Genomic DNA, 11,719 nt, shown 5'->3' on the forward strand with positions numbered 1-11,719 from the left:
AATTAACAATTATCATCAATAAAAAATGAATAATAAAATAAAAGGGGAATTATATGATAAATATAGCAAAACCAATAATCAGTGATGAAGAAATAGAAGCAGTAACTGAAGTTTTAAAATCAGGTATGTTAGCTCAAGGTTCAAAAGTAGAAGAATTCCAAAATGAATTTGCAAAATATGTTGAAGCAAAATATGGAATTGCTACTACTTCTGGAACAACAGCACTACATACAGCATTAATTGCTGCAGACATTAAACCAGGTGATGAAATAATTACAACACCATTTACATTTGCAGCAACATCCAATTCAATATTATATTCCCAAGCAACACCAGTATATGCAGATATAAATCCAAAAACATTTAATCTTGACCCAGAAAAAATAGAAGAAAAAATAACAGATAAAACTAAAGCAATAATGCCAGTTCATTTATACGGACAGCCAGCAGATATGGATCCAATCATGGAAATTGCTGAAAAACATGATTTAAAAGTTATTGAAGATGCAGCTCAAGCACATGGTGCTGTATATCATGGGAAAAAAATAGGAAGTATTGGTGATTTAGGTTGTTTTAGTTTCTATCCAACAAAAAATATGACCACTGGAGAAGGTGGAATGGTTACAACCAATGATGATGATTTAGCTGAAAAATCAGGAATGATAAGAGCACATGGTGAAAGTAAAAGATATGAACAATCATTACTTGGTTACAACTACCGTATGACTAATATTGCAGCTAGTATCGGATTAATACAACTTAAACATATTGATGAATTCAATAGAAAAAGAAATGAAAATGCATCATATCTTAATGAAGGATTAGCTGATGTTGAAGGTATAACCACACCATATACTGCAGATAATGTTACTCATGTATTCCACCAATACACTATAAGAGTATCTAAAGATAGAGATAATTTTAAACAATATTTAACTGATAATGAAATTGGAACTGGTATTCATTATCCAATTGTATTATACAAACAACCATATTATCAAACACTAGGAATTACAGGTAATTGTCCTGAAGCTGAAAAAGCTGCAAGTCAGGTTATTTCACTCCCAGTACATCCTTCATTAACTACTGAAGAACTTGATACAATTATAGAAACTGTTAAAAAAGGTTCTGAAGAACTACTATAATTAACCTCCCTTCTTTTTACTCTTTTTATATTAAATCTAAGGAAAATGTTTTATTATGAAAATAGAACCAGAAAAATTTAATGAATATGTTAAGAATAATGTTTTCAATACAATTACTAACTACAAATTAATTGAAGATAATGATAAAGTTATGATTGGAGTATCTGGTGGAAAAGACAGTATTCTCACATTACATATGTTACATCAATACCAACAAGAAGCAGATATAAATTTTGAAATAAAAGCTGTTTGTATTGATGAGGGAATTTGTGATTACAGAGAACAAGGAATAAATTCTGCTAAAGAAAATTGTGAAAACTTAGATATTTCCCTTGTAATTCATTCATTTAAAGATGAATGGGGTTATTCCCTAGATGAAATTCATGATTTATATAAAAGTACATGTATGCCCTGTGGAGTTTATAGAAGATATTTACTAAATAAGATATCAGATATGTATCATTGTGATAAAATTGCTACAGGACATAATATGGATGATGAAATTCAATCATTTTTAATGACTTTTGCTAGAAACGATCAAAATAAATTTCCAAAATTTACACCCGCACTAAATAGAATTCATAAAAATATGGTTCCACGAATAAAACCATTATGGCAGTTACCTGAAAAAGATGTGGGAATATGGTGTGTTGTAAATAATATACCAATTCATGATGAAGAATGCCCATATTCTGTTACTTCTCTAAGAAGTGATGTTAAATTATACTTAAATAAACTAGAAGAAAAAGAAAAAGGTATTAAGAAAAATATATTTAATTCATTTAAAAAAACATTTAAACTACCATCTAAAGAAGTACAATTAACCACTTGTGAACTTTGTGGACAAGCTACTGCTAAAAGCCCATGTAAAGCATGTGTAATGACAGAAGAAATAAAAAATAAATTATAGTTTATCTGCTGTTTTAAAACAAGACCCCCCATATATCTCCTCTTGCATATCTTGAACTGCTTCTGTTGCTTGTTCCATTGTATCTACTGTTTTAAAAATTCTTCTTTTCTTAACAGTTAATGTTTTTCCACAAGTACATTTCTTGGTTTTATAAATATCCTTAGAGTATAGTACTCTTCCACAATCACACCTAAATATATAATATACCATAACACTCACTTTTTAATTTAAATTCCAAAGACTATATTCACATAGGGTAAAAACACATTATTTAATGTTAATAGAAATCCAACTGTACATCCAATATTTGTTCCAAGAACTACTAAAATCACTCTAAATAAGGAATTATGCCATAAATCTTTGAATGACTCGAAATTTGATAGTTCTGTTAAATCATTTACTCCCACATGTCTTAATTTTCCTTCAACAATTCCTGAAAACCATCCTGCAGCCAATAATGGATGTATTATCGTAATTGGTGCTACAACCATACCCACAAGAGCCGATTGTATTTTTGATCCAGATAATAATGAACCAATGAATGCTCCACCACAAGCAAAAATTAAGTAGTTTATTATTCCTCCTTGAATATTAATACCTTGCATGAAAGCTCCTATGAACATTACAATAAATAATACAGGTATTAGATAGAGAATTATTTTTATAAAGGATATTTTTGATTCTTTTACTGTATTAATTGACTCAATGGGTGGTATCGTACTCGGTTTTTTTAAATAGTCCATTATTCCATTTTTATGTCCAGCCCCTACTACTGCTACAACATTTTTATCTTCTAAACTTTTTAAATTATATGCCATATATGCATCACGTTCATGAACTAGGGCATTGTATCCACCAGGGGATGTTTCTTTAAAATAATCCATAACTTCTATAATTACATCATCTTGTTTTAGATGTTCTACTTCTTCTTTAAATAACTCTTCTTCTTCATCATCACTTATTAAGTATGATTTTATTAATTCCCAGACAAATGATAGTTTTTCTCTTAAACTCATCCCATCTAATGTCCTCTTAAATGTTGTTTGAATATTTCTATCAATTAATGCAATATCTGCATTTACTTCTTTTGCAATTTTATATGCTTCTAACATTTCAGAACCAGGTTTTACTCCTACTTCCTCACCCATTCTCTTTTGCATATTTGATAGAAATAGACTTACTATTGTAACAGTTAGATTTGATGATTTCAATATATTTTTTAAATCAAAGTTTTGTTCTCTTTTAATTCCATTCATTTCATCAATTAAGTTTTGAAATCTACCTGCATCTAATTCAATAGCTACTATTTCTGGTTTTTTATCATATATTACTTCTCTTACTGTATCTATACTTTTATCAGATATGTGTGCAGTTCCAATTATTTCTAAGGATGGTTCATGTATAGGTTCAATTATTTCCTCAGCATTATCTATTGCTTCATTATCAGAAATTTTAGGAATATTTTTAGGTAAATGTACAATAGGTGGTTTGATAAAGATTCTTTTAGGAATATTATCCATGTTCATATTTTCATTAGTCATAGTATCACCTGATGATTGAGAATTATTATAATTGAGTTATTTTATTATTTTTATAAATTGGCACTATATTCGATTCATTGATTTTAGCACATACATCTATATCTTCTGGATATCCTAGTGATCGTAATATATCTGCACTGTTTGATGTATATATTAAATCTTGAGCTATTTTATGATCTTCTGCTATCATTTGAGCTACTTGACCTGATTCTGTGATATCTAGAGGTATTTCTTTTATTTTTGCAAGGTTTACTATTTCATTAATTATTATTCCAGCACCTATCCCATCTTCTATTGTGAAATTTTGATGTCTACCAGCCATGATTAATTGAATTTCATCTTCTGCCATTTCTAATGATTTTTCAGCAATTGCTTTAGCATTGATTGATGATCCAATTAATATATCTGCATTTTTATTGTTGTTTTGCATATTTTCTAGTACTTTTGTTCCATTGGTTGTTTTTAGGATTAATGTATTTCCTTTGAAGTTTTGAATATAGTATGGTGAATTAGATACATCGAATTTATCTAATTTTAGAACTTTTTTTTCACCAGCTAGAACTGCATTATATTTTTCTTTTAGTTTAAATGCTTTTTCTATATCATTGACTGGAATTATTTCTTTAAAATTATTTAATGCTACTGTTATTGTTGTACTTGCTCTTAATAAATCTATGACTATTGCTACATCAGTTGTATTTGCATTATATAATTTAACATCGATTTTTATAGTACCACCCCATAATTTTTGTTTGATTAAACTAATTTAAAATATTATTCTTAAAATCTTTTAGTTATCCTTTTTAATTTAAATATTTAATAGTTTTATTTTTAATTAATTATAATAATATGTATAATAGAAATACTAAATTCAACATATAATAATATAAGAAAAAAATTATACTCTTTGGTGAATACTATGAAAATTATTACCACTCCTATGTGTGAAGATGCTTTGAAAATAGCTGGTGTGAAAGAATATTCTGTTGTAAAACCAACAGATATAAATGATGCAGATATTGCTGTATTACTTTCTGAAACAAAAACAGATATTCCAACAATCGCTATTAAATTAAATACATATTCACAGTTATATGAAAGTATACGTATTTTAGAAGATAAATTCAATACATCCGCTAATATAGATGAAATAGAAAAAATTACAGAATTAATTAATACTAATATTAATAAACAAAGTAGTAGAAATAATACTAAAGTTAAAGTATATAGTAATTTTTTAAAAGATATTGTTTCTGATATGGGTTATATAATTAGTAATGTAGATTATGATTTCATAGTTTTACCTGATTATATGAATATTGAATTAGAAGATAATGATAATGTCATTATAATTCCTTCACATAAAAATGTATCAAAGAATATTATTCAAAGAATTAAAGAAAGATATGAATTACTGGAGAATAAATTATGTATGAAACAATGACCTATACAGGTGGAGTTCATAAACATTATGAAATGGAAGAGTTAATTGAAGATTTAGGTGGATTTATTTTACAGAAAAATGAATCACAACTTGATATAACTTTAACTATAGCAATTCCATCTGAGGATACTGATAAAATTGAAAAAAAAGCTAAGGAATTATTAGGTGCTGTTGAAGTATCACCTCTAGCCAGTACTGAAATAGCTGTAGTTTCACCAACTCTTGCACATCAACATCTTCCTCATGCTGCTTGTGATATTGCTGAATATATGAGAAGATATGGTACTAAAACAAATATGATTGGACTTGCAAGAGGTGCTGGAAAAGGTATTGCACAAATAAATAAAGAAGAAAAAGATCTTATTGAAGAACATGATCTTGCTATTTTTTCTTTAGGTAGTTTTGAAGAATGTATTCGTAAAAAGAAATTTTTATTTGAAGATATTAACATTCCTGTTATTGTAACAGGTAGTCCTGTAATAGATGCAGATGAAATAAATGCTAATGCTTACATTGAAGGTTTTGGAAGAATTCCTCGTCGACTTAAACGTGGAGAAAATATAAGAGCTTTAAGAAAATTAGCCAATACTGCTGAAACAATAATTTCAAAACAAAAAGAAGATTTAAATGATGATCCATTGATAATATCACCAGTTATTGTTAAAATTGCAATTGAAAGAAATGTTCCTGAAGTAGAACATGTTAACTCACCAATGGCTATTGTAAGTCAACTAGATGGAGTTCGTGTGAAACTTCCATATGATAAGTTCCATGAAGAAATTGAAAATGTGGTTGTTGAAGGATATAGATTAGGTGATATTGCTGAAATTAAAAAATCTAAAATGTATGACCATATTTTAGTTAAAATACTTCCTGAAACAGCAATTATATAAAATATTATTTTCTTTAATTCTATTTCCCTTCCATTTTTCTAATTTTTTTTTAATTTATTTTGATTATTAATATATAGAGCTATACTGGTAACTAATTAGGATAATAAATATTAATTAATTTTATAAGATAGCAACATATAACTTTAATATATAGAATATTATAAGAAAGAAAATAATACGATTTTTATATAAATATGTGAATAGTATAGAAAAATAGTTACTATTTACTAAAGGAGTTATAACTAATGGCACATGAACATGGAGCAAATTTATCTGATGAAGATAAAAAAGCTATAATTGAACAAAATATTAATATAACTCGTAATTTAGCAAATATTAAATATAAAATTGCTGTTATGAGTGGTAAAGGTGGAGTAGGAAAATCTACAGTAGCTGTTAATTTAGCTCAAGCATTTAATGCTATGGGATTAAAAACTGCTATCTATGATGTGGATATTCACGGACCTAATGTACCTAAAATGTTAGGTATTGAAAATGAAAAATTAAATGTTAAAGGTAATAAATTAATACCTGTTGAAACTGATGATGGTATTCTCGTTGCATCAATGGCTTTCTTAATTGAAAATAATGGTTCACCTATTATTTGGAGAGGTCCACAAAAAACAGGAGCAATTAAACAATTAATATCTGATGTTGCATGGAGTAATCTTGATGTTATGATTTTTGATAACCCTCCAGGCACTGGTGACGAACCTTTAACTGTTTTACAAATGATTCCAGATTTAGATGCAGCAATTATGGTTACAACTCCAAGTTCAGTTTCTGAAGAAGATGTTGTTAAATGTGTCAGTATGACTAAAATGTTAGATATTAAAAATATTGGCCTAGTAGAAAACATGTCTTACTTCGAATGTCCTGATTGTAACAAAAAAATAAACCTTTTCGGAGAAAGCAAAGGTAAAGAATTTGCTGAAGCTATGGATGTTGATTATTTAGGTGATTTACCATTTAGGACCAGCGTATCTGAAGCTGCTGATAAATATGAAGTACCTATTGTTAAATCCGAACCAGAATCTAAAGCATCAGAAGGATTTATGAAAATTGCTGAAGAAATTAAGGCAAAATATATGACAAAAGATTAGTTTTAAAATTAATCTTTAATTCTTTTTTTTAAAAAAATAAATTATTTAAAATTATACCAGCCTAAACCATAATTATTTATATTGAAATATATTTTAATAACCAAAAGTATATAAAATAAAATTAATAAAATATTACCATACCAAAGTAAATAAAAAAAATTGAAGAAATAATAACAAGAATACTTTAAATTGAAAATATCTAAAAAGAAAAATTAAAAGAGATATCATTAGAAAAATCAAAGATATTATCAATAAAAGTAATATAAAAATAATCACTAAATTAAGATAAATGAGGTGTAAATAATGAACCAATCAGATAAAGATGTTAAAGGAACAACCACCGTAGGATTTGTATGTAAAGATGGTGTTGTTTTAGCAACAGAAACTCGTGCTACTATGGGTAGTTTAGTTGCAAACAAAGGAGCCGAAAAACTTTTCCAATTAAATGATAGGATTGGAGCTACCATAGCAGGAACAGTATCACATGCACAATCATTAATGGACATAATCAGTGCTGAAATTACATTATATGAATTAAGAAACGAAAAAGAAATGTCTATGGATGCAGTTGCTGTTTTAACAAGTAACATACTAAAATCAGGACAATATTATGTACAAACTATTCTTGGTGGAGTAGATAAAAATGGTGCAAAATTATACTCATTAGATCCAAGTGGAAGTTACATGGAAGAAAAATGTACTGCAACAGGTTCTGGATCACCATATGCTTTTGGAGTACTTGAAGACAGATACACTGAAGATTTAACAGTTGAAGAAGGTAAAAAAGTAGCAATTAAAGCAATTACATCAGCAATGGAACGTGACGTTTACTCTGGAAATGGTTACAGATTAGGAACCATTACAAAAGATGGAATGAAAATATATACTGAAGAAGAAATTGCTGAAATAAAAGCACAAATATAAATAATATACCTCTTCTTCTTTTTTTTAAAATATTAAAATATTATACCAACTTAATAAAAAAGTTATATATAAGTTAAAACAAATTAATTATTAATTATTTTTAAAAAATTGCTTTCAATAAATTTGATAATTTAATAGCAAATTAATTTATACAAGAATTTAACTACATACGCTAATTATTATAAAATTAAATCTGTATAAATAAATGAAACTTAATTTTAAAGAAAGTAATAAGATAATAAAACGATATAATTCAAATTTTAATAATATTTAACCTACATATTATACTAGTTATACTTGAATTTATCAATAAAACACGAATTATGACAGAGAAATAAAATTATTAATTTTTTTTCAATTTTACTAAACTCTAAGAATTAACTAAATATAGCTAATTAAAGTAAGAAAAAAACTTATAATTAAAAATAAAAGTTTCTATAATTTTAAAAAAAGAAACTATGAACAATATGAGAGAGTGATAATTATGAGTATGATTGAAGAGATCACAGAAAAAATTACTGAATATTTACCAGAGAAAGTAAAACTAGCAAAAGTTGAATTTGAAGGACCTGAAATTGTTATATATACAAAAAATCCTGAAATAATCAAAGATAATGGAAATATAATAAGAGATTTAGCTAAAGATATTAGAAAACGTATAATAATAAGATCAGATAAATCAGTACTTCTAGACCCAACAGAAACCATTGAAAAAATAGAAGAAATTGTACCCTCAGATGCTAATATTACAGATATTTCATTTGATGAAGTTACTTGTGAAGTTATCATAGAATCTAGAAAACCAGGACTTGTTATTGGAAAATATGGTGCAACTTCACGTGAAATTGTAAAACAAACAGGATGGGCTCCAAAAATATTAAGAACACCCCCAATTACATCAGAAACTGTTCAAAGAATTAGATTAACATTAAGAAGAAACAGTAAAGAAAGAAAAGAATTCTTACAACAACTCGGAAAAAGAATCCATCGTGAAGCCTCATTTGACAATGATTGGGTTCGTTTAACATCCCTTGGAGGATTTAGAGAAGTTGGACGTTCATGTTTATTCTTACAAACACCTAATAGTAAAGTTATATTAGATTGTGGAGTTAATGTAGCGGGAGTAGATGAAAAAACAGCATTTCCCTATTTAAATGTACCAGAATTCAACTTAAGTACACTTGATGCAGTTATTGTCACTCATGCACACTTAGACCATACTGGATTTGTACCATACTTATATCACTATGGATATGATGGACCAACATATTGTACTACACCAACAAGAGATATGATGACTCTTCTACAACAAGACCATCTAGATATATCCCACAGAGAAGATAAACCATTGCCATTTAATATAAAAGATGTGAAAGAAACAATAAATAAAACAATTACATTAGATTATGGAGAAGTAACTGATATTTCACCAGATATAAGATTAACATTACATAATGCAGGACATATTGTAGGATCAGCAATGGCACATTTACATATAGGAAATGGTAAACACAACTTTGTATATACAGGAGACTTTAAAAACGAGAAAAGTAGATTACTCGAACCTTCAGTGACTAGATTCCCACGTATTGAATCAATGGTGATGGAAAGTACATATGGAGGACATGAAGATATAACACCAACACGTAATACTGCTGAAAAAGAATTAATTAAAACAATATATAATACCCTAAACAGAGGTGGAAAAATACTCATCCCTGTATTTGCAGTAGGACGTGCACAAGAAATTATGATTGTACTTGAAGAATACATAAATCATGGAATTCTTAAAGATGTACCTGTATATATTGATGGTATGATTTGGGAAGCTACAGCAATACATACAGCACACCCAGAATACTTAAGTAATGATTTAAGAGATCAAATATTCCATATAGGTAAAAATCCATTCACATCAGAAGTATTTAAAAAAGTTACAAACAATCAACAAAGACGTAAATTAATTGATAATCCTGAGCCATGTATTATATTATCAACTTCAGGTATGTTAACTGGTGGTAACTCCGTAGAATACTTCAAAGAATTATGTGAAGATGAGAAAAATGCAATAATCTTTGTAGGATATCAATCAGAAGGATCACTTGGTCGTAGAATACAAAAAGGATTTGAAGAAGTACCTTTAGAAAAAGATGGAGTAATGCAACTATTCCAAGTAAATCTTGAAACAATAACAATTGATGGATTTAGTGGTCATAGTGACCGTAAACAATTAATGGAATATGTGAGAAGATTATCTCCTAAACCTGATAAAATATTAGTATGTCACGGAGATGCATATAAAGCATTAGATCTTGCAAGTAGTATTTACAGATCATATAAAATTGAAACAAAAACTCCTATGAATCTGGAAACTACAAGATTACAATAAAAAAAAGGAACTCTCTCAAAATTCACCCCCATTTTCAACTTATTTTTTAAAAGAAAAAATAAAAAAAATAGATTAATATTTAAGAATTAAAAAAAAGATATATACATTATAACTAAATCAAAAAATTATAATAAAATATAATTTTCTTTTTATGAAACAAGATAACTATTATAAAAATTTATATTAATGTCTTAAAATATCTAAAATAACATTATTCAAGTTAATATAATATAACCTATTATAAAATAAGACATGAATAAATTATATATAATAAATTAATTTAAAAAAATGAAAAAATCAATAAAGTTATAGGTGAAATAATGGTTACATATTCTGAAGCAGGTGTAGATATTAGTTTAGAAGAACAAACTGTACGTGCACTAACTGGAGAACTCTCTGAAACACTAGAGTACAGAAATATTATAAAAAATAAAGGACATTTTGCAGCATTGGTTGATTTCGGGTCACGTGCAATAGCTATGAGTACTGATGGTGTTGGAAGTAAAATATTAATAGCAAATTTAATGAATAAATTTGATACTGTAGGTATTGATTGTATTGCTATGGTTGTTAACGATATTTTATGTGTAGGTGCAGAACCTATAGCTATGGTTGATTATTTAGCAGTAGAACAACCAGACCCTGAAATTGCAAGTGAAATAGGTAAAGGTTTAAAAGTAGGTTGTCAACAAGCAAAAATAGCAATGATTGGTGGTGAAACAGCTTCTTTACCAAAAATAATTAAAGATTTTGATCTTGCAGGTACTGGAATTGGTACTGTTGATAAAGATAAAATAGTAACGGGTACTGATATAAAAGATGGTGATGTTATTATTGGTATTGCAAGTAGTGGAGTTCATAGTAATGGATTAAGTTTAGCTAGAAAAGCATTACTTGACATAGCAAACTATGATGTAAATGACAAATTACCAACTAATAATAATATAACAGTTGGAGAAGCATTACTTGAACCTACAATAATTTATGTGGATCCAATTATAGAATTATTAAATTCTGATATTGAAGTACACGGATTAGGCCATATTACAGGTGGAGGATTCAGTAACTTAAAAAGATTAAATCATGATATGACTTATATCATAGATAATTTACCAGAACCATTACCTGTTTTTAAAGCAATACAAGCAACAGGTATTGAAAATAAAGAAATGTATCATGTATTTAATATGGGAATTGGATTTACAGTAATACTAGATAAACAATACCAAGAACAAGCATTAGAATTACTTAATAAATATCATGATGCATATATTATTGGTAAAATCAAAGAAGACAAAGATAATCGTGTGTTAATTACCACACATGACAATGAAAACATAGAATTATAACCATAAATACTAAGGAGACTA

The 11,719-nt window shown here is 27.6% G+C and carries 12 protein-coding genes; 9 read left to right on the top strand and 3 right to left on the bottom strand.

Annotated elements, in window-relative coordinates:
- Positions 1-53 precede the first annotated feature (53 nt).
- Positions 54-1,145 carry a DegT/DnrJ/EryC1/StrS aminotransferase family protein gene (locus tag NL43_RS03655; protein WP_069592695.1) on the top strand — a complete coding sequence of 364 codons (1,092 nt, stop codon included), beginning with the start codon at positions 54-56 and terminating at the stop codon, positions 1,143-1,145.
- Between the two features lie 55 nt (positions 1,146-1,200).
- Positions 1,201-2,055: a TIGR00269 family protein gene (locus NL43_RS03660; RefSeq protein ID WP_084790389.1), complete on the top strand. Its 855-nt coding sequence runs from the start codon at positions 1,201-1,203 to the stop codon at positions 2,053-2,055.
- On the opposite strand, the gene NL43_RS03665 is transcribed toward NL43_RS03660, so the two are convergent.
- Genes NL43_RS03665 through comB form a run of 3 tightly spaced genes read right to left on the bottom strand, consistent with a single transcriptional unit; the run spans position 2,050 to position 4,278 of the window.
- Positions 2,050-2,265, bottom strand: coding sequence for a DUF1922 domain-containing protein (locus tag NL43_RS03665; protein WP_069592697.1), 216 nt, complete (start codon positions 2,263-2,265; stop codon positions 2,050-2,052). The two genes, NL43_RS03660 and NL43_RS03665, sit on opposite strands and share 6 nt — an antisense overlap.
- A gap of 17 nt (positions 2,266-2,282) precedes the next feature.
- Positions 2,283-3,596, bottom strand: a complete 1,314-nt coding sequence (locus tag NL43_RS03670) for a TraB/GumN family protein (protein WP_084790390.1) — start codon at positions 3,594-3,596, stop codon at positions 2,283-2,285.
- Positions 3,597-3,621: 25 nt separating this feature from the next.
- The gene (gene comB, locus NL43_RS03675; RefSeq protein ID WP_371325642.1) at positions 3,622-4,278 is read right to left on the bottom strand and encodes a 2-phosphosulfolactate phosphatase; all 657 of its coding nucleotides are present in this window, start codon (positions 4,276-4,278) and stop codon (positions 3,622-3,624) included.
- On the opposite strand from comB, the gene NL43_RS08430 reads away from it, so the two are divergent.
- The 7 genes from NL43_RS08430 (at position 4,202) to purM (ending at position 11,698) form a co-directional block, all read left to right on the top strand.
- Positions 4,202-4,366, top strand: coding sequence for a hypothetical protein (locus NL43_RS08430; RefSeq protein ID WP_241776213.1), 165 nt, complete (start codon positions 4,202-4,204; stop codon positions 4,364-4,366). The two genes, comB and NL43_RS08430, sit on opposite strands and share 77 nt — an antisense overlap.
- A 149-nt stretch (positions 4,367-4,515) precedes the next feature.
- Positions 4,516-5,040: a hypothetical protein gene (locus tag NL43_RS03680; protein WP_069592699.1), complete on the top strand. Its 525-nt coding sequence runs from the start codon at positions 4,516-4,518 to the stop codon at positions 5,038-5,040.
- A complete protein-coding gene (locus NL43_RS03685) occupies positions 5,025-5,933 on the top strand; it encodes a methanogenesis marker 7 protein (protein WP_069592700.1) in 909 nt (302 codons plus the stop codon). The genes NL43_RS03680 and NL43_RS03685 overlap by 16 nt, the downstream gene beginning before the upstream one ends.
- 245 nt (positions 5,934-6,178) lie before the next feature.
- Positions 6,179-7,036, top strand: a complete 858-nt coding sequence (locus tag NL43_RS03690) for an Mrp/NBP35 family ATP-binding protein (protein ID WP_069592701.1) — start codon at positions 6,179-6,181, stop codon at positions 7,034-7,036.
- 303 nt (positions 7,037-7,339) lie between these two features.
- Positions 7,340-7,960, top strand: coding sequence for an archaeal proteasome endopeptidase complex subunit beta (gene psmB, locus NL43_RS03695; RefSeq protein ID WP_069592702.1), 621 nt, complete (start codon positions 7,340-7,342; stop codon positions 7,958-7,960).
- A 490-nt stretch (positions 7,961-8,450) separates the two neighbouring features.
- Positions 8,451-10,349: a beta-CASP ribonuclease aCPSF1 gene (locus tag NL43_RS03700; protein ID WP_371325641.1), complete on the top strand. Its 1,899-nt coding sequence runs from the start codon at positions 8,451-8,453 to the stop codon at positions 10,347-10,349.
- Positions 10,350-10,669: 320 nt separating this feature from the next.
- Complete coding sequence (gene purM / locus NL43_RS03705) at positions 10,670-11,698, top strand: phosphoribosylformylglycinamidine cyclo-ligase (protein ID WP_069592704.1); 1,029 nt, start codon at positions 10,670-10,672, stop codon at positions 11,696-11,698.
- Positions 11,699-11,719: the final 21 nt, after the last annotated feature.

Source organism: Methanosphaera sp. WGK6 (genome assembly GCF_001729965.1).
GTDB lineage: Archaea > Methanobacteriota > Methanobacteria > Methanobacteriales > Methanobacteriaceae > Methanosphaera.